Source organism: Sulfuricella sp. T08 (assembly GCF_000971475.1).
GTDB lineage: Bacteria > Pseudomonadota > Gammaproteobacteria > Burkholderiales > Sulfuricellaceae > Sulfuricella.
Genome location: NZ_DF967528.1, coordinates 90,907 through 111,588, shown reverse-complemented (window position 1 = coordinate 111,588; position 20,682 = coordinate 90,907). Strand labels below are relative to the sequence as shown.

20 protein-coding genes are annotated in these 20,682 nt (G+C 58.7%); 15 read left to right on the top strand and 5 right to left on the bottom strand.

Features of this window, described 5'->3' with window-relative positions:
• Nucleotides 1-141: 141 nt before the first annotated feature.
• The 3 genes from glgP to SCT_RS04840 all read left to right on the top strand — a co-directional run bounded on the left by glgP (nt 142) and on the right by SCT_RS04840 (nt 3,923).
• Nucleotides 142-2,673, top strand: coding sequence for an alpha-glucan family phosphorylase (gene glgP / locus SCT_RS04855; protein ID WP_059419741.1), 2,532 nt, complete (start codon nt 142-144; stop codon nt 2,671-2,673).
• Nucleotides 2,674-3,072: 399 nt separating this feature from the next.
• Nucleotides 3,073-3,567 (top strand): YihY family inner membrane protein, encoded by a 495-nt coding sequence (locus tag SCT_RS04845; RefSeq protein WP_082098183.1) that lies wholly within the window; start codon nt 3,073-3,075, stop codon nt 3,565-3,567.
• An 8-nt stretch (nt 3,568-3,575) separates the two neighbouring features.
• A complete protein-coding gene (locus tag SCT_RS04840) occupies nt 3,576-3,923 on the top strand; it encodes a hypothetical protein (RefSeq protein ID WP_059419731.1) in 348 nt (115 codons plus the stop codon).
• Here SCT_RS04840 and SCT_RS17020 read toward each other — a convergent pair.
• From SCT_RS17020 to recJ, 3 genes are read right to left on the bottom strand one after another with little or no spacing between them, the layout of a single operon-like run.
• Entirely contained in the window at nt 3,908-4,072 is a 165-nt protein-coding gene (locus tag SCT_RS17020; protein WP_144408229.1) for a type II toxin-antitoxin system YhaV family toxin, read from the bottom strand. The two genes, SCT_RS04840 and SCT_RS17020, sit on opposite strands and share 16 nt — an antisense overlap.
• A 6-nt stretch (nt 4,073-4,078) precedes the next feature.
• Nucleotides 4,079-5,341, bottom strand: a complete 1,263-nt coding sequence (locus SCT_RS04835) for an MgtC/SapB family protein (RefSeq protein WP_059419728.1) — start codon at nt 5,339-5,341, stop codon at nt 4,079-4,081.
• Between the two features lie 38 nt (nt 5,342-5,379).
• Nucleotides 5,380-7,077, bottom strand: a complete 1,698-nt coding sequence (recJ, locus tag SCT_RS04830; RefSeq protein WP_059419726.1) for a single-stranded-DNA-specific exonuclease RecJ — start codon at nt 7,075-7,077, stop codon at nt 5,380-5,382.
• A gap of 97 nt (nt 7,078-7,174) precedes the next feature.
• Between recJ and SCT_RS04825 the strand changes: the two genes are divergently transcribed.
• From SCT_RS04825 to SCT_RS04800, 6 genes are all read left to right on the top strand, one after another.
• Nucleotides 7,175-8,143, top strand: coding sequence for an acetyl-CoA carboxylase carboxyltransferase subunit alpha (locus SCT_RS04825; RefSeq protein ID WP_059419724.1), 969 nt, complete (start codon nt 7,175-7,177; stop codon nt 8,141-8,143).
• Nucleotides 8,112-9,464 carry a tRNA lysidine(34) synthetase TilS gene (gene tilS, locus SCT_RS04820; protein WP_059419720.1) on the top strand — a complete coding sequence of 451 codons (1,353 nt, stop codon included), beginning with the start codon at nt 8,112-8,114 and terminating at the stop codon, nt 9,462-9,464. The genes SCT_RS04825 and tilS overlap by 32 nt, the downstream gene beginning before the upstream one ends.
• Nucleotides 9,465-9,552: 88 nt before the next feature.
• Complete coding sequence (locus tag SCT_RS04815) at nt 9,553-10,569, top strand: TRAP transporter substrate-binding protein (RefSeq protein WP_059419717.1); 1,017 nt, start codon at nt 9,553-9,555, stop codon at nt 10,567-10,569.
• Between the two features lie 76 nt (nt 10,570-10,645).
• Complete coding sequence (locus tag SCT_RS04810) at nt 10,646-11,170, top strand: TRAP transporter small permease (protein ID WP_059419713.1); 525 nt, start codon at nt 10,646-10,648, stop codon at nt 11,168-11,170.
• Nucleotides 11,167-12,456, top strand: coding sequence for a TRAP transporter large permease (locus SCT_RS04805; protein ID WP_059419711.1), 1,290 nt, complete (start codon nt 11,167-11,169; stop codon nt 12,454-12,456). The genes SCT_RS04810 and SCT_RS04805 overlap by 4 nt, the downstream gene beginning before the upstream one ends.
• A gap of 76 nt (nt 12,457-12,532) precedes the next feature.
• Nucleotides 12,533-13,429: an AEC family transporter gene (locus tag SCT_RS04800; protein WP_059419707.1), complete on the top strand. Its 897-nt coding sequence runs from the start codon at nt 12,533-12,535 to the stop codon at nt 13,427-13,429.
• Nucleotides 13,430-13,432: 3 nt separating this feature from the next.
• Here SCT_RS04800 and SCT_RS04795 read toward each other — a convergent pair whose 3' ends face one another.
• Both SCT_RS04795 and SCT_RS17625 read right to left on the bottom strand, forming a co-directional pair.
• Nucleotides 13,433-13,783 carry a DUF3147 family protein gene (locus SCT_RS04795; RefSeq protein ID WP_059419705.1) on the bottom strand — a complete coding sequence of 117 codons (351 nt, stop codon included), beginning with the start codon at nt 13,781-13,783 and terminating at the stop codon, nt 13,433-13,435.
• Between the two features lie 8 nt (nt 13,784-13,791).
• Entirely contained in the window at nt 13,792-14,511 is a 720-nt protein-coding gene (locus tag SCT_RS17625; RefSeq protein WP_059419703.1) for an SPOR domain-containing protein, read from the bottom strand.
• 173 nt (nt 14,512-14,684) lie between these two features.
• Between SCT_RS17625 and ndk the strand changes: the two genes are divergently transcribed.
• The 6 genes from ndk to hisS all read left to right on the top strand — a co-directional run bounded on the left by ndk (nt 14,685) and on the right by hisS (nt 20,663).
• A complete protein-coding gene (gene ndk / locus SCT_RS04785) occupies nt 14,685-15,110 on the top strand; it encodes a nucleoside-diphosphate kinase (protein ID WP_059419701.1) in 426 nt (141 codons plus the stop codon).
• Nucleotides 15,110-16,189, top strand: a complete 1,080-nt coding sequence (gene rlmN / locus SCT_RS04780; RefSeq protein WP_059419697.1) for a 23S rRNA (adenine(2503)-C(2))-methyltransferase RlmN — start codon at nt 15,110-15,112, stop codon at nt 16,187-16,189. The genes ndk and rlmN overlap by 1 nt, the downstream gene beginning before the upstream one ends.
• Nucleotides 16,190-16,459: 270 nt before the next feature.
• Nucleotides 16,460-17,227, top strand: coding sequence for a type IV pilus biogenesis/stability protein PilW (pilW, locus tag SCT_RS04775; RefSeq protein ID WP_059419695.1), 768 nt, complete (start codon nt 16,460-16,462; stop codon nt 17,225-17,227).
• Nucleotides 17,228-17,406: 179 nt separating this feature from the next.
• Nucleotides 17,407-18,309, top strand: coding sequence for a RodZ domain-containing protein (locus tag SCT_RS04770; protein WP_059419693.1), 903 nt, complete (start codon nt 17,407-17,409; stop codon nt 18,307-18,309).
• Between the two features lie 3 nt (nt 18,310-18,312).
• The gene (ispG, locus tag SCT_RS04765; RefSeq protein WP_059419691.1) at nt 18,313-19,404 is read left to right on the top strand and encodes a flavodoxin-dependent (E)-4-hydroxy-3-methylbut-2-enyl-diphosphate synthase; all 1,092 of its coding nucleotides are present in this window, start codon (nt 18,313-18,315) and stop codon (nt 19,402-19,404) included.
• Complete coding sequence (gene hisS, locus SCT_RS04760; RefSeq protein WP_059419689.1) at nt 19,404-20,663, top strand: histidine--tRNA ligase; 1,260 nt, start codon at nt 19,404-19,406, stop codon at nt 20,661-20,663. The genes ispG and hisS overlap by 1 nt, the downstream gene beginning before the upstream one ends.
• The last annotated feature ends 19 nt before the right edge of the window (nt 20,664-20,682 follow it).

The following is a 20,682-nucleotide window of genomic DNA, read 5'->3' as shown; positions in this document are numbered from 1 at the left end:
GCCGAATCGCTCGATCTGCTCCCCGGGTGCCTGGCAAGCCGGCGTCTTCCTCAACAGCCTTACCGGACGGCTGGCCAAGGCATTTCATTTGTAGAGGCGCTGTTGTTGTTCGCTTTTGGGTTCAATTGCTTTGGATAGAAAATGGATAAGCCTGCAATTCATCCGTACTTGAGACCACTGCCTGAAGGGCTTGAGGCGTTGGCCGATCTTGGCATCGATCTCCTCTGGGCATGGAGCCATGCGGCGGACCACTTCTGGCAGGAGATTGATCCGGCGGTCTGGGCTCGTACCGGGAACCCCTGGCTGATCTTGCAGAACGTTTCCCAGAAGCGCCTGGAGCAACTGGCGAAGGATCCGGGTTTTATCGCCGAGTTGGAGCGACTGGTTCAGTCGCGGCGCGATTATCTCACCGGGACGGAATGGTTCGGCGCGAGCTACCCCGACAACGACACCCTGATCGCCTATTTCAGCATGGAATACGGCCTGACGGAGGCACTGCCGCTTTACTCTGGGGGTCTTGGCGTGCTCGCGGGCGACCATCTGAAAACTGCGAGCGATCTGGGCGTGCCTCTGGTTGCCGTGGGCCTGCTGTACCAGGAGGGCTATTTCCGCCAGATGCTGGATGCCCGCGGCAGGCAGATTGAGGTTTATCCCTACAACAATCCCACCAGTCTGCCCATCACGCCGGTGCGCGATGAAAACGGCGGGTGGCTGGGCGTGCCGATCCAGCTTCCGGGGAGGGCGGTGGTGCTGCGCGTGTGGCAGGTTCAGGTGGGGCGGGTGGCACTGTTCCTGCTGGACAGCAACGATCCGATGAACAGCCCTGCCGACCGGGGCATTACCGGCAAGCTTTACGGCGGCGGCATGGAAATGCGCCTGGTACAGGAAATCGCGCTCGGGGTCGGCGGCTGGCGGGCGCTGGAGGCGCTCGGTTTACGCCCGGACGTGTGCCATCTCAACGAGGGTCATGCCGCGCTGGTGACGCTGGAGCGGGCGCGCAGCTACATGCAGGAAAACAAGACCGATTTGTGGCAGGCGATCTGGGCGACGCGTGCAGGAAATGTGTTTACCACGCATACCCCGGTGATTGCCGCATTCGACACGTTCCCGCTGGCCCTGCTGATGGAGTACGGCAGTCATTTTGCAGCCCAGCTTGGGGTTGACCCGCGCGAGCTGTTGGCGCTGGGGCGCGAGCATCCGGATGACGGCGGCGAACCCTTCAACATGGCTTTTCTGGCGGCCCGCACCTGCGGCATGATCAACGGCGTCAGTCGGCTGCATGGTGAAGTCAGCCGCCGGATTTTTCAGAGTATCTATCCGCGCTGGCCGGAGCGGGAGGTGCCAGTCGGCCATATCACCAACGGAGTGCATGTGCCGTCGTGGGATTCTCCCTGGGCAGATGAGATATGGACTGCGGCCAGCGGCAAGGAGCGCTGGCGGGGATCGCTGGAAACGGTGACTGGTGCGATCCAGGAATTGAGCGATGAGGCCCTGTGGAAATTTTGCAGCGAGGAGCGCCATGACCTGATGCGCTATGCCCGTCGGCGGCTCGCCCGCCAGATGGGGCAGCGCGGCGCCAGCACGGAAGAGGTTGTGCAGGCTGAAAACCTCCTTGATCCGAACATCCTGACCCTGGGCTTTGCTCGGCGCTTTGCCGAATACAAGCGGCCCAACCTGCTGCTGTCCGATCCGGATCGTCTGGCGCGGCTGCTCAACGACCGGGCGCGCCCGGTGCAACTGATCGTGGCAGGCAAGGCCCATCCCCAGGATGAAAGCGGCAAACGCTTCATCCAGGCGTGGGCGGAGTTCGTGAGTCGTCCGGATGTGCGGGCTCATGCGGTATTCCTGGAGGATTACGACATGGATCTCGCGCAGGAGCTGGTGCAGGGTGTCGATGTCTGGATCAATACCCCGCGCCGGCCATGGGAGGCGAGCGGCACTTCCGGCATGAAGGTGCTGGTCAACGGCGGCCTCAATCTTTCCGAGCGGGACGGCTGGTGGGCTGAGGCCTGTACCTGTGCTCCGGAAGTCGGCTGGTCGCTGGGCGACGGCCAGGAACACTCCGAGCCGGGCTGGGATGAGGTTGAAGCAGAACAGCTTTACCGCCTGCTGGAACAGGAAATCGTACCGATGTATTACCGCCGCGACGCGCAAGGCATTCCGTGCGAGTGGGTGAGTCGCATGCGCTCCAGCATGTCCCGGCTCGCGCCGCAGTTCAGCAGCAGCCGGATGCTGATGGAATATGTGCATAACGCCTACCTGCCAGCTTCGGCGGCATTCAGGATGCGTACTGCCGAAGGTGGTCGCCTGGCAAAAGAGCTTGCCGAATGGGAGGCGTTTGTCAGACGGCATTGGCACAAGGTGCACATGTCCAACCTGGAAATCCGCGAGATGGCGGAGGGCTGGTCATTTTCCCTGCATGCCTACCTGGGGGAAATTCCACCGGAGTCGGTGCAGGTGCAACTGTATGCCGAACCGGTCGAAGGCGACGAGGCCACGCCGCAGGTGATGGAATGTCGGACCGGCATTCCAGGCGCGACCCATGGCTATGTCTATCACTGTCCGATTGCAACCACTCGTCCAGCGTCCGATTTCACGCCGCGCGTCATCGCCTGGCATCCGGAAGCACGCATTCCGGCGGAGGTGAGCCTGATTATGTGGTTTCCCGGATGATCATGCTGAGCGTAGAGGCGCTACGGTAATACTCCAGCGCACACCCTGCAGGGTCACCATCGGCAAGTGGTGAACGATCAAGCGCTTTCGGCCCGATGGGTTGAAACGCGCCTGTCACCAGCTATGATTAAATTCATCCGCAGCCCATAAGAAGCCAGTTGAAAATTTCTGCGCTTGCCATCCGGGTGACAAGCGGAGCCCGGGAAGTATCATCCATAATGAAGGTGGCTATGTGGCAAGCTCTGCACTTTTTCCGCTATCTGATGCGAAGCTTTATCCAGGACCGGTGTCTGCAGTCCGCTGGTGTTCTTGCCTATGCCGCCGTGCTGTCGCTGGTTCCACTGATGGCAGTGGCTTTCGCCCTGCTTTCCGCATTTCCGCAATTTCACGAGCTGATCGTTGAAATCCAGGATCTTATCTTCTCCAATTTTTGTGCCTGCCGCCGGGGATGCCGTACTCAGTTATCTGCAGGCATTTACCCGTCAAGCGCAGGATTTGACGGTGGCGGGCCTGGTCTTCCTGGTTCTTACCGCCCTGTTCATGATGTACACCATCGATCAGGCATTCGATGCAATCTGGAAAACGCACCGCCGGCGCAATCAGATCACCGGTTTCCTGGCTTACTGGGCGGTACTAACGTTGGGTCCATTACTCATCGGGCTCGGCCTGGCGGTGTCGTCCTATCTGGTTTCTTTGCCGTTGCTGGGAAATTTGACGCCTAGCCAGGCAGAGAAGGCCTGGCTGATTGAAGCCGTACCCTTCACCCTGATTTATGCGGTAATGCCGCGCCGTACCGTGCCGTTGCGCCATGCACTGGCAGGCGGCCTGTTTGCGGCAGTGTTTTTCGAGGCGGCGCCGTTGAACTGCCGATCGCCCGCTGTGGCTTCATCCTGAGCTACCGCGTGATCGGCCACCTGTGGCGGGCGCAGCAGGGAGGTAAAACCTTGTCTTTGCGGAACTTGCTGGAGTGCGAACCCGGCATGCACGAGGCCAATCTGCAGGAGGTGCTGGGCACGCTCGAAGCTGCGCACATGGTGCATCTGACCGAGCGCGGGGACTGGGCGCTTTCGCGCGATCTCGACCGGATGGCCTTGCGCGACATCTATCGCGCCAGCGCTTATCCGATTCCCGATCCCGGTGCGGGATGGGAAATGGAGGATGCCTGGAACCGGGCTTTGCAGCAGGTTTTGCTGAACGTGAACAAAAGCCTGGATGCCAGCACTGGATGTGCCTCTCAAAAGCATGTATGAGGCCCATTACGGAGCCGACTAGCTTCATCGTTTATCCATGATTGGACGATGATTATGGTTTGCCGGTGGCAGCGGAAGAACCATCGATACTGCGGGAAGAATTTGGCGCGTAACCCGTGCTTGCGGTCAGGGAGATGGCATGATTGCAGTCGAAATCAGAGCAGCCAGGCCAGTCCAGCCCCCATTCCCGCTCCCATGCTGGCGAAGCCGATGGCGCACCTTTTGGCCAGTCTCGAACCGGCGATCGTGGCGATCAGGCCAAACTTGAATCCGAGGTTGGCAAGGAAGGCGATCACAATTGCCGTCACGGTCTGGGATGCGTCGAGTTTCCCGGTTTCGAACAGGCGCAGGCTGGACAGGGTGATGGCGTCCACGTCGGTCAGCCCGGATACCAGCGCAACCGCATACAGCCCCATGCTGCCCGCCATTTCCGACAGCCAGGCAGAGAAAAACAGCACTACCGCGTACAGCAGCCCAAAACCAATCGCTGTGCGCAATTCGGTCGGGTTGGTGATCTCTGGCATGGGGAATTCGGCACCCTTGACCAGATTCCGCCACAACAAGGCAGTGCCCACCAAGCCGAATGCCAGTCCGCTGCCCAGCACCGGCAGCAGATAGGGAAGGGACTTGGGCGACACGACCACCCCCTCCATTGCCAAGCGGACGATGACGACCAAGTTGGCGATCAGAATGACGATCACGGCCAATTGCTGCATGCCTTCGCTCTTGCCATGGCGTGCATATACCAGCGTGGTGGCCGTGCTGGAAACCAGTCCCCCCATGAAGCCAAGCAGCGGCGCGCCGTAGCGCTGGCCAAAAAAGCGCAGGGCGACGTAGCCCGCCAGGCTAAGTCCAGAAATCAGCACCACCATCAGCCAAGTCTGGTGCGGGTTGAGGGTATGGTAGGGGCCGTAGTTCTGGTCCGGCAGGATGGGCAGGATGATGAAGGTCAGCACCGCGAACTGGAAAATGGAGATGATGTCTCGGCGCGACAGGCCCCTGCTCCAGCCGCGCAGCTCGGGTTTGAAATAGAGCAGGATGGTGACGGCGATGGCCAGCATCAGCGCCGGCGTGCGCGCATCGAACCAGACCATCGCACCGAGCAGATAGCAGACCAGCAGCGCGGCCGAAGTGGTGGTGCCGGGGTCTTCATCGGGAGCTTTGGGGCCGAGGTAGGCGGCGATGATAATGGCGCCGACGGTCAATAGCCCGAGCCCGAGGATCCAGGGTGACTGGAGAATGGCGGAAAACATCGCTGCGAGGGTGCCGGTAAGGGCGACTAGGGCAAAGGTGCGCAGGCCGGCCTTGGCGCTGGGGTTGCGTTCGCGCTCGAGGCCGATCAGCAAGCCGATGGCAAGGCTGGTGAGGAAGGTCGGAATATGCTCGGTGCCATTGCCTTGCAGGAAGGGTAGATCCATCCACATTCTCCGTTATGGGCGCGTACTCTTTGGTATTACTAGGCAGGCTCCCAGTGCGAGAGCAGCAGCTGCAGGCTGGTGTTGCCGTTATACTCGTTTACGTCCAGCCGGTAAACCGCCAGCACCCTGTCTGGTAGCGGGTCGGCATGGAAGAACAGCATCGCTTCGAAACTCCGGCCATCCTGTGCAAGGCGTAGTTTGAGGTGCTTTTCACCCACCACGCGTTGCTGCGCGACCCTGAATTCGCCCTGAAAGCTGGGATCTGGGAAAGCTTGCCCCCATACCTCGGTGCGCATCAACTGGGCCAGTTCGAGAGAGGCTTCAGCAGCATTCAGGGCGCCGTCGGTTTCAATTATCCTTGTTAGCAGGGCAGGGGTCAGGAGTTCGCTGCAGACTGCTTCGAAGCAATCCCTGAAACGGGGTAAATGTGCGCTGTCTATGGTCAGGCCAGCTGCCATGGCGTGGCCGCCGAATTTTTTGATGAGAGTTGGTTCGCGCTTGGATACCAGATCGAGGGCATCGCGCAGGTGCAGGCCGGGAATGGAGCGTCCCGAGCCCTTCAATTCGCCCTCATGACCCTCGGCGAACGCGATCACCGGACGATGAAATTTATCCTTGAGGCGCGAGGCCAGGATGCCGATCACGCCCTGATGCCAGTCGCGATCATGCAGGCAGAGCGAAAAGCTGTCTTGGCTGTCGAGGCTCAGATCCTGGGTAATGGTTTCGGCACTCTCCAGCATGTCGGCCTCGATGGCGCGCCGTTCGCGGTTGAGTGCATCTAGCTGCTGCGCCAGCTTTGTGGCCTGGTCCAGGTTGTCGGTGAGCAGGCACTCGATGCCCAGGGCCATGTCGTCTAGACGCCCGGCGGCATTGAGGCGCGGGCCGGCGACGAAGCCGAGGTCGTAGGTCGATGCTCTTTCCGGTTTGCGTCCGGCTACCTGCAGTAATGCGGCGATCCCGGCTGATGCGCGTCCGGCCCGGATGCGCTTCAAACCCTGGTGGACCAGGATGCGGTTGTTGTCGTCGAGCTTTACCACGTCGGCTACCGTGCCGAGCGCCACTAGATCGAGCAGTCTGGCGAGGTTCGGTTCTGGTTTTGAGTTAAACGTTCCGCGCTGGCGCAGTTCGGCGCGTAGCGCCAGCATCATGTAGAAGATCACACCCACGCCGGCCAGATTTTTGCTGGGAAAGTTGCAGCCCGGCTGGTTCGGATTGACGATGCCGGCTGCATCGGGTAATTCCTCGCCCGGCAGGTGGTGGTCGGTGATCAGCACCTCGATGCCAAGCTTTCTGGCTTCGTCTACGCCAGACACGCTGCTGATCCCGTTGTCCACGGTGATCAGGATATCAGGCCTGCGCTTCGCCGCTAACTGGACAATTTCGGGTGTCAACCCGTAGCCGAACTCGAAGCGGTTGGGAACCAGGTAGTCCACTATGGCGCCAAACTCGCGTAGCGCGCGCATCGCCACCGTGCAGGCGGTTGCGCCGTCGGAATCGTAATCGGCTATGATCAGGAGACGTTTTTCTGCCTGGATGGCGTCTGCCAGTCGGCGCGCCATTTCCGTGGCTCCCTTCATCTCTGTGAAAGGAAGCAGGGTGACTAACTCGTGCTCTATCTGACGCGTTTCACTGATGCCACGCGCGGCGTATATGCGGGCGAGTACCGGGTGCAGGCCGCTGGCGGACAGGCGTTGGGCGTCGGCTTGGGAATAGGGGCGGGGAACGATGCTGGGCATGCCGGATTATAACCTGATGGCGATGTTGCTGACCTGTTTAGTCAAGCACAATAAATCCTGTATCATTACGCTTTCATGAATTTGAAACTGCTTGTCTATGAAAACCACTTTTCTTGATTTTGAACAGCCGATCGCTGAACTTGAGGCCAGGATCGAGGAGCTCCGATTTGTGCAGGATGACTCCGCCGTGGATATCTCCGAGGAAATCGGGCGGCTACAGAAAAAGAACCAGGCGCTGACCAAGGACCTTTACGCCAAGCTTTCGGCCTGGCAGGTTTCGCAGGTTTCCCGGCACCCCCAGCGGCCGTATATGCTCGACTACATTCAAAATATTTTTACCGATTTCGAGGAGTTGCATGGCGACCGCGCTTTCTCCGATGATCCGGCCATCGTCGGCGGCCTGGCGCGCTTCAATGGCCAGCCGGTGATGGTCATCGGCCAGCAGAAGGGCCGCGATACCAAGGAAAAAATCTACCGCAATTTCGGCATGCCGCGCCCCGAAGGCTACCGCAAGGCGATGCGCTTGATGCGCCAGGCAGAGAAATTCGGCCTGCCGATCATGACCTTCATCGATACGCCGGGCGCTTACCCCGGCATCGGTGCTGAAGAGCGCGGCCAGTCCGAGGCGATTGCGCGCAATCTTTATGTCATGGCTGAGCTCAGAACCCCGATCGTCTGCACCATCATCGGCGAAGGCGGTTCTGGCGGTGCGCTGGCCATCGGTGTCGGCGATGTCATGCTGATGCTGCAATATTCGAGCTATTCAGTGATTTCACCGGAAGGCTGCGCCTCGATTTTGTGGAAGAGCGCGGACAAGGCACCGGAAGCCGCAGAAACGCTGGGGATCACCGCCAACCGCCTGAAAACCCTGGGCCTGGTGGATAAGGTCGTGAGCGAGCCGCTCGGCGGCGCTCACCGCGATCCGGATGTGGTCATGCAAAACCTGAAAAAAGCCTTGCAGGAAAGCCTGCGCCAGCTTCAGGACCAGTCGCTGGACGATCTGCTCAAATCGCGTTTCGAGCGCTTGATGGGCTATGGCAAGTTCAAAGAAACTGCTGCCAAGTGATCTGCCCGCATATGTCGAAGCCAAGCTAAAGAGTTGGGTTCAACCGTGCCGGCATCTCACGCTGGCCCTGAGCGGCGGAATGGATTCCGTGGCGCTGCTCGACATTCTGGTGCAACTTCGCACCAGCTTGCATTTCCCCCTTTCCGCAGTTCACGTCAACCATCAGATCAGTTCGAATTCGGCCGATTGGGCCGAGTTTTGCACCCGGCTGTGTGCCGGGCACCACATACCTTTCCAGGTCATCAAGGTCGATCTCAAGCGTGTGCCGGGCGAGAGCCTGGAGGCGCTGGCGCGGGACGCACGCTATCGGGTGTTTGCCGAACAGCAAACTGATTTTATCTTGCTGGCACAACATCTCGACGATCAGGCCGAGACCTTGCTGCTGCAGTTGCTGCGCGGAGCCGGAGCGAAAGGCCTGAGCGCGATGGGTGCGATGAGTGAGGAGGGGACGGAAACACTGCGTTATCTTCGCCCTCTGCTTGATGTGCCGAGGGGAGTGATTCTCGACTATGCTGCCCTGCGCGGCCTGCATTGGGTTGAGGACGAGAGCAATGCAGATATTTCCTATGACCGCAATTACCTGCGCCACCGAGTCATGCCCGAACTGGAGAAGCGCTTTCCCGGATACCGTGTAACCTTTGCCCGTGCCAGCCGGAACTTAGCAGAAAGCGCGCAGTTGTCAGATGACCTGGCTCGGCTGGATCTCGCGACTGCGGTGGTGAATGGCAATTTGCGGGTGGATGCCCTGCGCAACTTGTCCGGAGCGCGCGCCAGAAACCTGTTGCGCTACTGGCTGGCAGAACTCGGGATTCCCATGCCTTCCGCCGGGCGGTTGGAAAACCTGCTGCAGCAGTTGTGCAGTGCCCGTGACGATGCTCAGGTCCATATTTCCATGGGGGATACCGTGATCCGGCGTTATCGCGGGGAGGTGCATCTTGAGAAAAAGACACTTGCGCCGTTGCTGGAACCGGCATTAATCTGGTCGCTTCAGGATATGCCGGACTTGCCATGGTCGGGAGGCGGGTTGGTATTCGAACGGACGACGGGGCAGGGATTGAGCCTGGCCAGACTGACTGCGGCACCGGTTACGATCAGGTTACGCCAGGGGGGCGAGCGGCTTCGCCCTGATTGCCTCAGGCCCACGCGCAGTTTGAAAAACCTGTTGCGGGAGGCGGGAATGCCTCCCTGGCAGCGGCAAAGGCTGCCGTTGCTGTTTAGTGGGGAAAGCCTGGCATTCGTGCCCGGTGTTGGAATAGATTGCGAATTCCGGGCACAGGAAGGTGAGTCTGGAGTGATTGTAAAACTCGAGAGAGCAATATAGTATGGCACTCGTATCTCTTATATAAGATACAGTTGCTTGGATGTAGATGTCAGTTTTGGTCGAACACCTTAATTTTTGGAGAAGCCACATGAAACTTCGTACAGCAATGATGTTTGTTCTAGCCCTCGGGGTCAGCACGCTTGCCAATGCCGCAGGGGAAATCGTCATCAAGTTCAGTCATGTGGTGGCTCCCGACACGCCCAAGGGTCGCGCGGCAGAGAAATTCAAGCAGCTGGCGGAGGAGAAGACCAAAGGCAAGGTCAAGGTTGAAGTCTACCCGAATAGCCAACTCTACAAGGATAGGGAAGAAATCGAAGCCTTGCAGATAGGTGCGGTGCAGATGCTGGCGCCGTCGCTTTCCAAGTTTGGCCCGATGGGAGCACGTGAATTCGAGGTGTTCGACCTGCCCTACATTTTCCCTAACAAGGAAACCCTGTACCGCGTCATGGACGGTGATGTCGGCAAGAAGTTGTTCGCCAAACTGGAGACCAAGGGCGTGATGGGCTTGGCATTCTGGGACAACGGTTTCAAACAGATGAGCGCGAACAAGCCGCTGCACACCGTGGCGGATTTCAAGGGTCTGAAGATGCGCATCCAGCAGTCGAAAGTATCGGATGCGATGATGAAGGCACTTGGCGCGAACCCGCAAGTGATGGCGTTCAGCGAAGTGTACACCGGTTTGCAGCAGGGCGTGGTGGATGGTACCGATAACCCGGTGTCCAATTTCTACACCCAGAAGATGCATGAGGTGCAGAAACATATGACGATTTCGGATCACGCCTACCTGGGCTATGCGGTGATCGTGAACAAGAAATTCTGGGAGGGGTTGCCGGCCGATATTCGCGAGGCGCTGACTCAGGCGATGAAGGAAACGACTGTGTTCGAGCGCGGTATCGCTCAGGAGGAAAACGACGAAGCAATGGCCAAGGTGAAGGCGGCCAAGACCACGGAGATCTACGTTCTTTCCCTGAAGGAACGGATCGAGTGGCATAAGGCGTTGCTGCCGGTGCACAAGGAGTTCGAGGCCGTGATTGGCAGGGACATCATCCAGTCCGTATACGCCACCGCGGCCCAGGTCGAGAAGGAGCGCGCGGCCAAAAAGTAATTGAGCTGCAACTCCCGGATCCCGGCCTTGCGCCGGGGTCTTTTTCTCAAGGTTTGAAAATTATAGCGACGCCGATATGATTAACCGTATTCTGGATCGTCTGGAAGAAACCCTGATCATCACCTTCATGGCTACCGCCACGCTGGTTACGTTTACCGCCGTGACGATGCGCTATCTGGGCGGCGCCGGCATCAGCTGGGCGCAGGAACTCACCATCTATCTGTTCATCTGGATGGCAAAATTCGGCGCCGCCTATGGCGTGCGCACCGGCATCCACATTGGCGTGGATTTCGTGGTTAACGCGGCACGTCCTTCGATCAAGCGTTTGCTGATTATTACCGCCATGTCGCTGGGCGTGGTTTTTACCGGCGTCATTGCCTTTTTCGGTGCGCGCTGGGTGATCTTCATCTACGGTACCGGCCAGGTTTCGCCCGACCTGGAATGGCCGATGTGGGTGATCTACCTGGCGATCCCTTTCGGCTCCGGCCTGATGTGCTACCGTTTCATCCAGGCGATGCTGCTCTTCTTCCGCAGCGGTCGTATCCATACGCATGTTTTTGCAGCGGATGACAGTGAAGCCGAGCAGGAGGTGCGGCCATGACTTTCCTGATCATCATCTCCATTTTGCTGCTGCTCCTCATCACCGGCACGCCGATTTCCATCGCGCTCGGCATGACCGTGCTGACGTTCCTGCTCGGATTTTCGTCATTTTCGTTCGACACCGTCAACATCATCTCGCAGCGCCTGTTCACCGGTCTGGAAAGCTACGCCATCATGGCGGTGCCGTTCTTCGTGCTTTCCGGTCAATTCCTGATCGACGGAAAAATCGCCAAACGCATCATCCGCTTTGCCAATAATGTGGTGGGGTGGATGCCGGGTGGCATGGCAATGGCCGCAGTGCTGGCATGCGCCTTCTTCGCCACGATTTCCGGCTCCAGTCCGGCCACAGTCATGGCGATCGGCTCGGTGATGCTGCCGGCGATGGTGAAGGCCGGCTATCCGAAGCGTTTCGCCGTGGGGGTAATTACCACAGCCGGCTCGCTGGGCATCCTGATTCCTCCTTCCATCGTGATGATCATTTATGCGGTTGCCACCAGCGAGAGCGCCGGCAAGCTGTTCATTGCCGGCATCGTGCCGGGCTTTTTGCTTGCGATCATCATGATGACGCTGGTCTATGTCCAGGCCAGGCGGAATGGTTTTCCTACCCAGCCTAAACCCACGTCCAAGGAATTCTGGGAATCGTTCAGGGATGCCTGGTGGGGAATGTTTCTTGTAGTCATCATCATCGGCGGTATTTACGGCGGCATTTTCACCCCGACCGAGGCGGCGGCGGTTGCTGCGGTCTACGCTTTCCTGGCGGCGATGTTTATTTATCGCGACCTGAAGTGGAAAGAAGTCCCCAAGGTGCTGCTGAGTGCGGCCAATACCAGCGCTATGTTGCTGTACATCATCACCAACGCCATCTTGTTCTCCTTCCTGATGACTTCGGAGCAAATCCCGCAGGCGATGTCTACCTGGGTGGTGGCGCAGCATCTGGAGCCCTGGATGTTCCTGCTGGTGGTGAACCTAGCCCTGATCGCGGCGGGGCAGTTCATGGAGCCCAGTTCCATCGTCCTGATTCTGGCGCCGTTGTTCCTGCCGATTGCCAAGACACTGGGCATCGACCCGATCCATCTCGGCATCATCATGGTGGTGAATATGGAAATCGGCATGATCCATCCACCGGTGGGATTGAACCTGTTCGTTGCCAGCCATCTGGCGAAGATGGGGCTGACCGAGGTTTCTATCGCGACGCTGCCGTGGGTGGGCGTCATGCTGCTCTATCTCGGCCTGATCACCTACGTGCCGGAAATCTCCTTGTGGCTGCCGCATCTGCTGTATAAGTAAACTGATTTAGCTCTTCTTAGCAACGCCCCGCCTGATTGCGGGGCGCGTTCTTGCTTAACATCCGAGTTGAGGCGACATGTCCGTTGCGCAGGCCGTTTTCCCAATCTTTGCCTTGATCCTGCTCGGCTACGGGCTGCGCCGCTGGTTCCGTTTGAGCGACGATTTCTGGCCGCAATTGGACCGGTTGGTTTACTACGTGTTTTTTCCCGCACTGCTGTTCCATTCCCTGTCCGGTTTCGAGATCGATCTGGGCGCGGCCACGCCGATGCTGGAGGTGGCCACCCTTTACATGCTGGCTGGCATGATCCTCGGTTATGTTGCGAAATATCTATTCCACGCGCCACCCAAAGTGTTTGCTGCATCGTTCCAGTCTTCTTTTCGCTTCAACAGCTACGTGGGACTGGCCGTGGCAGGGTCTATCCATGGTCAGGATGGGCTGGCGGCGATCGGCCTGCTGATGGGTTTTCTGGTGCCGATGGCCAATGTGGCCTCGGTGTGGGCGCTGGCGCGCCACGGCGAGGGCCACTGGCTGAAAGAAATCCTGTTCAACCCACTGATCATGGCCACTGCGGGCGGGATTTCCTTCAGCCTGGCTGGGCTGCATTTGCCGGATTTATTGCAGCGCCCGATCGCGCTTCTTTCCCAGGCTTCACTACCGATGGGGTTGATCGCCGTCGGCGCCGGCTTGAAGCTACAGAGTTTGAATCGCCACCGGGGAACCCTGTGGTATGGCGTGATCGTGAAGTTGCTGGTGCTGCCCGCCATTGCCTGGGGGCTGGCATCGGCCTTCGGCCTGTCCGGGGTGTATTTCCACATCGCCGTGCTGATGGCCGCTCTACCGGTCTCGACGGTGTCTTACGTGCTGGCGATGCGCATGGGCGGGGACGGCAGCATCAGCGCCGCCCAAGTGATGGTGACCACGCTGCTGGCGCTGGTGACGCTGCCGATGTGGTTGCTGCTGATGGGGTTTTGATATCTAAGTGTTGATGTGAAGTCGTCCCAGTAACCATACCATGCCGAAATAGGCCGAAGCAGTAGCCGCCGAGGCGGTGCTGAGGCTGGCCCAAAACCCCCAGCCGGCACGTAATAACAGAGGGAGCAGGACGAACAGCAGCAGCGACGGGATAACCAGCCAGAAAATGCCTTGCGAAAGCGCGGCGACCTTTTGGGTGTTGCCGGTTTCGACATAGAGCCAGATGAGTGCAAGCAGCGACGTGAGCGGCAATGACGCCAGTGCTGCGGCCCAGAACGAGCTGCGCTTGGCGATTTCGGATACGGCCACGATGATGGCCGTAGTGAGAGCAATTTTCAGCGCATACTGCCACATGGCCGGATTTACCTAACCGGCACTACCACTGCGCTGATGCCCATGGCACGGATCTTCGCCAGTGCTTGGTCGGCTTCGGTCTTGCTCTGGAAAGGACCGACGTTGAGTCTGGTTTCGGTGTAGGACTTGATGCCGTTCTGCGCCAGTTTTTCTTGCAGTTGCAGGGCATTGGTCGGGTTGGAGAAGACCCCGAGCTGCACGGTATAACCCTTGGGGACGGGCTCGGCATGTGGCAAGGCTCTTTCGGAGATGGCTTTTGCCGGTTGAGCGGGCTGCATTTCCTGGGGTGCTCGGGTAGCGGCTTGAGGCGGTGCGGCGGCAGGCTTGACCGGGGCGGGGCGGGCGGAAACTTCGGCTTCAGTGCCGGGCCTGACGGGCGTTGGTTTGGCGGCTTTTGGTGCCAGTCCGGCCGGCGTGCCTGGCGTGGGTGCGTTCACTACCTCCGGTGGTGGTGGCGGTGGCGGGGTGGGTTGAGCTTCTTGCTCTGGCAGAGTAGTTGGCGGGGCGGCCATTTCTTCCGGGGCCGGCGTAGCAGGTTCGGGTTGCGTGACGGGGGGAAGCACGGTGCCCGGCGCGGTGGTCCGGGTGACTGGCGCTTCCGATTTGTAGCGGGTCAGGACGGTGAGCGCTGCGATGGCGGCTGCCACCAGGACAGAAGCGACAATAACGCGTCGGATGGCGCGTTTTTTGACCTCGTTTTGTTCGTCGAGTGACGGTTGCTCCGGCATGGTCTTGTCCTTGTTTTAATGGAAAATCCGGCTGCGCTTCATGGTAGCACGATATGCCCGGCCGCAACAGCGCAGGGGGTTAAGGTCGCATAAGACGTTTATTTTAAGTGATAAATGTGGTATTTTTACACGTTTTAAATTTAAGCAATATCAAGAAACTCTGGAGAAAACAAATGGCTGTCGAGCGTACCCTTTCAATCATCAAACCCGACGCAGTGGCAAAAAACGTGATCGGCAAAATTTATTCCCGCTTCGAAAGCAATGGCCTGAAAATCGTCGCCTCGCGCATGATTCATCTTAGCCGTTCCGAAGCTGAAGGCTTCTACGCGGTTCATCGCGAGCGTCCCTTCTTCAAGGATCTGGTCGAATTCATGATGTCCGGTCCGGTGATGGTGCAGGCGCTGGAAGGCGAGAACGCTGTTGCCAAGAACCGCGAGCTGATGGGCGCCACCGACCCGAAGAAGGCCGACAAGGGCACTATCCGCGCCGATTTCGCCGAGAGCATTGATGCTAACGCCGTGCACGGCTCCGACAGCCTGGATAATGCCAAGATTGAGATTGCCTATTTCTTCCCGTCGATGGAAGTCTATACTCGTTAATGACTGTCAACCTGCTCGACTTCGACCAAGAAAAACTTTCTGTTTTCTTCGCGGAAAGCGGCGAAAAGCCGTTCCGCGCCAAGCAGCTGCTGCGCTGGATGCATCAGTTCGGGGAAAGCGATTTCTCCCGGATGAGCGATCTGTCCAAGGCGCTGCGGGAGAAGTTGGGAGGGCTGGCAATCGTCGAGCCGCCCCGCTTGATCCAGGAGCAGATTTCTGACGATGGCACACGTAAATGGCTGCTCGACGTCGGCGCAGGGCAGGGTGTTGAAACTGTGTTCATCCCCGAGGGGGATCGCGGTACGCTGTGCGTTTCCTCACAGGTGGGGTGCGCGCTGGAATGCAGTTTCTGCTCTACCGGACGGCAGGGTTTTAACCGCAATCTCAGCGTGGCTGAGATCATCGGCCAGTTGTGGTGGGCGAACAAGGCACTGGGCTGCACGCCGCGCAATGAACGCGTGATCAGCAACGTGGTGCTGATGGGCATGGGTGAGCCTCTGCTCAATTTCGACAATACTGTGACCGCGTTGCACCTGATGCTGGACGACAACGCCTATGGCTTGTCGCGTCGTCGTGTGACGGTCAGTACTTCCGGTATTGTCCCTGCCATGGACCGCCTGCGTGAGCAGTGCCCGGTAGCGCTGGCGGTTTCTCTGCATGCGCCGAACGATGCGCTGCGTGACATCCTGGTGCCAATCAACAAAAAATACCCGCTAAGCGAGCTGATGGCGGCCTGCCGTCGTTATGTCGTCGATGCTCCGCGGGATTTCATTACTTTCGAATACGTCATGCTGGACGGCGTCAACGATAGCCCCGCGCATGCGCGTGAGCTGGTCGCCCTGACGCGCGACGTACCATGCAAGTTCAACCTGATCCCATTCAATCCATTCCCGGATTCTGAATACAAGCGTTCGCCCGCCGATGTCATTCGCCGTTTTGGAGCGATTTTGATCGAAGCCGGACGTGTGGTGACGACACGCAAAACTCGTGGCGACGACATCGACGCCGCCTGCGGCCAGCTGGCCGGTAAAGTGCAGGATAAAACCAGGCGCACGATAAAAATTGAGGTGGCTGCATGAGCAGGGAGCAGGTTCCGGCCGCAGGCTGGATGCGACCGGCCGCGATTGCAGCCGGCCACCGACATGACTCTGGGGAAAGCTCCATGATAATTGATGAGGTGGCTGCATGAGCAGGGAGCAGGTTCCGGCCGCAGGCTGGATGCGACCGGCCGCGATAGCCCCACAAGGGGACTCCGGCCCGCTACGGGCTAAAGCCCGTGTGGGATCGTATGCAGCCGGTCGCCGACATGATTCAGTGGGAAACGCTATGGTGATTGATGAGGTGGCTGCATGAGCAGGGAGCAAAACCTGAAGCGGATGTTATTTCTGATTGTGCTCGGAGCCGGCCTTCTGGTGGGGGGGTACGCATCGGCGGAAGAGCAGACCGATGCGCGCCAGCGCGCCCAGGTCCACACTGATCTGGGCGCGGCCTATTTTAGCTCCGGTCAGTTAGGTGTGGCGCTGGAAGAGCTGAATATGGCGATCCGGGCGGATTCCAGCTTTGCGTCGGCCTATAACATGTTGGGCCTGGTTTACATGACGCTGCGGGAGGATGACAAGGCGGAAGAGAACTTCCGCCGCTCGCTCAGTCTGAACAGCACTGATTCCGACACCAACAACAATTACGGCTGGTTTCTTTGCCAGCGCGGCAAAATCGACGATTCTATCCGGCATTTCATGGCGGCGCTTAAGAATCCCCTGTACGCGACACCCGAGAAGTCTTATCTCAACGCCGGGATTTGTGCACGTAAGAAAAATGACGACGCCGAGGCTGAGGAATTTCTGCTGAAAGCGGTCAAGCTTCAACCCCGTCAGCCTCAGGCACTATTCCACCTGGCAGATATCAACTTTAAGCGTGGAAACTACAGCGAGTCCAGGAAATTTATTAATCAGTTTTTCCAGATTGCCGCACCGACACCGGAAAGCTTGTGGCTGGGGATGCGCATCGAACGCAGGCTGGGCAACCGCAGCGACGAAGCCAGTTATGGCCTGCAACTGAGGAAAACCTTTCCCGATTCGCCCGAAGCCCAGGCGTTGCGCAGCGGGAAATATGAGTAAGGGTCTGTAAATGAACATCCTGGACAATTATGGGTGTGCTGGCGGGGTGCGATGCAAGACGCCGGGCGCGCTGCATGGCCATTCCATGCAAGCGACCGGCAACGCCGCAGCGCGCCCCGCCAGTGCAGCCAGAATGTTCTGGTTATTCGTTTGCAGGCCCTAACAGCGTGAGGTATTGAGTGACTGAAGAATTTGAGGTTAATACTGCTGAGCAGCAGACAGAGGTCAGGCCGAGTGCGGGCAAGACGCTGGCTGAAGCGCGTGAGCGGCTTGGCTTGAGCGTGGCTGAAGTAGCTCGTCAACTCAGGCTTTCTTCTCGGCAGATCGAGGCACTGGAGGCGGATGACCACGCCAGCCTGCCGGGCGAGACATTTCTGCGTGGCTTTCTGCGTAATTATGCCAAGTTGCTGCAGCTCGATCCCGAAGCGTTGCTGGCACTTTGCCATCCCGAGCCGACTCAGGCTCAGTCGATTGCCGTGCCGACGAGCAGGATCGAATTTGGCGGCAAGCGCAGGCTGATGCCGTTTGGCGATCATTCCGGAAAGCCGTGGGCGAAATATGCCGCTATCATCGGTGTGGTCATACTGGTCTTGTCCTGGGGAGGGTATCAATTATTCCTGGGGCAACCCTCGCCCCAGGATGTGCCGGTGAAGTCCGCTGGAGAAACCTCGATGGTCCTGTCGTTGCCGCAGGCTGAGGCTCCGGTTCAGACGGCGCCCGTCACGAATCAAGCTGTCGAGACGGTTGCTGTACCTGCGCCTGCAACTGTACCCGTTGCTGTCCCGGTTGCTCCGGCTACTGCAGAGACTCCAGTTTCCTCTGTTCCTTCCTCGGCGGAGGTCGGTGGCCAGCGTCTGCAGTTTATATTTGATGGCGATGCCTGGGTCGAGGTGAAGGATAAAGACGGCAAGGTTATTTTTTATCAGTTGAATTCGAAAGGCAGCCAGCAGTCGGTGCGCGGCAACCCGCCATTTTCCCTGGTGATTGGCAATGCCGCTCATGTCAAACTGACTTACAACGACAAGCCTGTTGACCTTGCGCCCCATATCAAGGTGGATGTGGCGCGACTGAGCATCGAGTAAACCATGTATAAACCTGAAATACCCCGCCGCAAGAGCCGGCAGATCATGGTCGGTTCGGTCGCCGTCGGCGGCGATGCGCCGATCAGCGTACAAACCATGACCAACACCGAAACCTGCGACATCGAGGCGACGCTCGCCCAGATCGATCGCGCAACGAGGGCCGGCGTGGATATCGTACGGGTTTCCGTTCCCAGCATGGAGGCTGCGGAAGCCTTCGGCGAGATTAAAAAGCGTTCGCCGGTCCCCTTGATCACCGACATCCATTTCGATTACAAAATTGCTCTGCGTGTCGCTGAGCTGGGTGCTGACTGTTTGCGCATCAATCCCGGCAATATCGGGCGCGAGGATCGCGTGCAGGCGGTGGTGCAGTCGGCCAAAGACCATGGTATTTCGATCCGCATCGGTGTCAACGCCGGCTCGCTGGAAAAGGATCTGCAAAAGAAATATGGCGAGCCCACTCCCGAGGCCCTGGTGGAATCGGCGATGCGCCATATCGAGATCCTCGATCGCCTGAATTTTCCGGATTTCAAGGTGAGTCTCAAGGCCTCCGACGTGTTTACCACGGTCGAGGCGTACAAGATACTCGCCGCCCAGATCGAGCAACCTCTGCACCTCGGTATTACCGAAGCGGGGGGTCTGCGTTCCGGCAGCGTCAAGTCGGCGATTGGCCTCGGCATGTTGCTGGCCGCCGGCATCGGCGACACCATCAGGGTTTCATTGGCGGCCGATCCGGTAGAAGAGGTCAAGGTCGGCTTCGACATTCTGAAGAGCCTGCACATCCGCAGCAAGGGGATCAACATCATTGCCTGCCCGTCCTGCTCGCGCCAGGAATTCGACGTGATCAAGACAGTCAACGCCCTGGAAGCGCGCCTCGAGGATGTGCTCGAACACATGGATGTGGCGGTGATGGGCTGTGTGGTAAACGGGCCGGGCGAAGCGCGCGAGGCAAATTTCGGTATCGCCGGTGGTTCTCCCAATTTGCTTTATGTAGATGGCAAACCTGCCTACAAAGTAACGGAAGGTGAGATAGTCGATCAGTTGGAACGACAGGTTCGCGACCGTATTGCCCGGATGAAACAAGAATCACAAAAGTAATGAGCCAAATTCAAGCCATACGCGGGATGAACGATATCCTGCCTGAACATGCAGACCTGTGGACGTTTTTCGAGGACACCGTGGAGGATTGGCTGCGCAGCTACGGTTACCGCAGCATCCGCATGCCGATTGTCGAGCAGACCGCGCTGTTCAAACGCGCCATCGGAGAAGTTACGGACATCGTCGAGAAGGAAATGTATACCTTCGTCGATGCGCTCAACGGCGACAGCCTGACACTACGGCCTGAAGGTACTGCCTCCTGCGTGCGCGCGGCGATCCAGCATAACCTGCTGTACAATGCGCCGCAGCGCCTTTATTACACCGGGCCGATGTTCCGGCACGAGCGTCCGCAGAAGGGGCGCTACCGCCAGTTTCACCAGGTCGGGGTGGAGTCGCTCGGTTATGCTGGGCCGGACATGGATGCCGAACACATCATCATGACGGCGCGACTGTGGAAGCGGCTCGGCCTGTCCGATCTTGCCCTGCAGATCAACACGCTGGGCAGCAGTGCGGATCGTGCTCGTCACCGTGCCCGCCTGGTGCATTATCTTGGGCAGCATGTCGACATACTCGACGAGGATTCGCGCCGGCGCCTGCACACCAATCCGCTACGGGTACTCGACAGCAAGAATCCGGCTCTGCAGGAACTGATCGAGGCGGCGCCGAAGTTGCTGGATGATCTTGACGAGGCGTCGCTCAAGCATTTCGAGGATTTACAGGTGATGCTGCGTGATGCCGGTATCGAATATCAGATCAACACGCGTCTGGTGCGTGGACTGGATTATTATAATTTTACCGTTTTCGAATGGGTTACCACCCAGCTCGGTGCACAGGGCACGGTGTGCGCGGGAGGTCGATACGACGGCCTGATCGAACAGATTGGCGGCAAACCGGCGCCGGCTTGCGGTTTCGCCATGGGTGTGGAGAGGCTGCTCGCACTGCTCGAGGAGAACGCATTTCAGGCGCCTCGGGTCGCCACCGATGTTTATCTGGTGCACCAGGGCGATGCGGCAAATAAATTTGCCATGGTGGCGGCTGAACAGTTGCGCGACCAAGGCTTGCACGTGCTCCTGCATTGCGGTGGCGGCAGCTTCAAGTCGCAGATGAAAAAGGCGGATGCCAGCGGTGCGCGCTACGCGCTGATCATCGGCGATGACGAGGCGGGGGCAGGGGAAGTCACTCTCAAGCCGCTACGCGAGCTGGGAGAACAAATGCGGATGACGGTGGATGCAGCGGCGAGTCTGATCAATGTTGGATAGCGCTAACTTTAATTAAATC

Coding starts and splice junctions, on each gene's coding strand:
- glgP (WP_059419741.1), top strand. CDS start 142: ATGGATAAGCCTGCAATTCATCCGTACTTGAGACCACTGCCTGAAGGG.
- SCT_RS04835 (WP_059419728.1), bottom strand. CDS start 5,341: ATGGATCTACCCTTCCTGCAAGGCAATGGCACCGAGCATATTCCGACC.
- recJ (WP_059419726.1), bottom strand. CDS start 7,077: ATGCCCAGCATCGTTCCCCGCCCCTATTCCCAAGCCGACGCCCAACGC.
- SCT_RS04825 (WP_059419724.1), top strand. CDS start 7,175: ATGAAAACCACTTTTCTTGATTTTGAACAGCCGATCGCTGAACTTGAG.
- tilS (WP_059419720.1), top strand. CDS start 8,112: ATGGCAAGTTCAAAGAAACTGCTGCCAAGTGATCTGCCCGCATATGTC.
- SCT_RS04815 (WP_059419717.1), top strand. CDS start 9,553: ATGAAACTTCGTACAGCAATGATGTTTGTTCTAGCCCTCGGGGTCAGC.
- SCT_RS04810 (WP_059419713.1), top strand. CDS start 10,646: ATGATTAACCGTATTCTGGATCGTCTGGAAGAAACCCTGATCATCACC.
- SCT_RS04805 (WP_059419711.1), top strand. CDS start 11,167: ATGACTTTCCTGATCATCATCTCCATTTTGCTGCTGCTCCTCATCACC.
- SCT_RS04800 (WP_059419707.1), top strand. CDS start 12,533: ATGTCCGTTGCGCAGGCCGTTTTCCCAATCTTTGCCTTGATCCTGCTC.
- SCT_RS04795 (WP_059419705.1), bottom strand. CDS start 13,783: ATGTGGCAGTATGCGCTGAAAATTGCTCTCACTACGGCCATCATCGTG.
- SCT_RS17625 (WP_059419703.1), bottom strand. CDS start 14,511: ATGCCGGAGCAACCGTCACTCGACGAACAAAACGAGGTCAAAAAACGC.
- ndk (WP_059419701.1), top strand. CDS start 14,685: ATGGCTGTCGAGCGTACCCTTTCAATCATCAAACCCGACGCAGTGGCA.
- rlmN (WP_059419697.1), top strand. CDS start 15,110: ATGACTGTCAACCTGCTCGACTTCGACCAAGAAAAACTTTCTGTTTTC.
- pilW (WP_059419695.1), top strand. CDS start 16,460: ATGAGCAGGGAGCAAAACCTGAAGCGGATGTTATTTCTGATTGTGCTC.
- ispG (WP_059419691.1), top strand. CDS start 18,313: ATGTATAAACCTGAAATACCCCGCCGCAAGAGCCGGCAGATCATGGTC.
- hisS (WP_059419689.1), top strand. CDS start 19,404: ATGAGCCAAATTCAAGCCATACGCGGGATGAACGATATCCTGCCTGAA.